Source organism: Campylobacter sp. CNRCH_2016_3089, assembly GCF_025772505.1.
Classification (GTDB): Bacteria; Campylobacterota; Campylobacteria; order Campylobacterales; family Campylobacteraceae; genus Campylobacter_D; species Campylobacter_D lari_D.
In genome coordinates, this window is the sequence record NZ_JAKMSF010000042.1 from 1 (window position 1) to 1211 (window position 1211).

Here is a 1211-nt window from a genome sequence, read left to right on the forward strand (position 1 = left end):
TACAAATCCCCCTTACTCATACTTTCTTTATTCTTGCTTTTTTCTTTTTCATTATTTGGATTTGAAATTTCTATTTCTTTAAAACTTTTAGAGCATTCTTTATCTGTGTATAATCTAACACAATACTTTCCCCAAGTCTTACCTATGCTAAAAGGATAATTTTTTAAAAAATCAGGTTGTTTGTTGTAATTAATCTCATTGATTTTAAAATAATACTTTCCTTCAGGTAAGCTTCCAAATTTATCTTTAATACTTTCATCATCATAGTAAAAATATGCTTTTTTCTTGGTAGTTTTATCTTTTATATCTTGATAAAAACTAAAAGCAATTTGTTTATTTGATGGTTTTAAATTATCAGCTTTAGCTACTCCACTTCTTGCCATATAAGAAGCTATTAAATCTTTTCCTTTAAAATGATATAAATAAAAACCATCATATTTAAAATAATCTTTATTTTTAAACCTAAGTATAAGTCCTATTTTATGATTGATATAATTATTAAATATTCTTTTGCTATCTTGTAAGGGTTTGGCTAAATAAGCTTTATTATCTTCTAATCTAACTTTAAAACTATGACAATTACTAAAGTCTTTTTCTCTATCAAATCTTATTTTACCTTCTTTATTAGTTTTTAATTTTAATACGCTTTGCTTGATTAGTTTTTCATGATCATACCCTTTTATACTAATGCTAGCATTATCAATAGCCTTGCCATGTTCATCTTGTATGATAAGGCTGATGTAATTTGAAGTAGCAGTGTTGTTTATAATGCTAGTGTTATTGTGGGTTAAATTTAGATCTTGATGGTTTAAATCATCATAAGCATAGTGCTTGCTTATCTTTTTAGGTTCTAATTTTATATTTAAACTATTTTTAGCTAAAACATAGTTTTTAATCTTACAATGATAATAATCATAAGTAATGTTTAAATCTTTTAAAGCATATAAATTATTCTCATCATATTTAAGATAATAATTTATTTTTTCATCATTGAAAGAAAAAATTTCATCTTCCTTTGCGCCTAAAAGAAGTTTTTCATAAAAAAATACTCTTGTTTTTAGTTTATTAAAATCTAGATTATAGTTTTGTTCTAATAAAGCTATATCGATTAATGACTCATCTTTAACAAATATATCACAATTGTTCTCATAAAGATGTAAAAGATTTGACATAGATGAAGCATTGTCAAAAAATATAAGCTTTTTATTTTT

1 protein-coding gene is annotated in these 1211 nt (G+C 23.6%); it reads right to left on the reverse strand.

Annotated elements, in window-relative coordinates:
- A partial coding sequence (locus tag L8W69_RS09140) for a hypothetical protein (RefSeq protein ID WP_263666987.1) occupies positions 1 to 1172 on the reverse strand: 1172 nt, incomplete at its 3' end.
- Positions 1173 to 1211 lie beyond the last annotated feature (39 nt).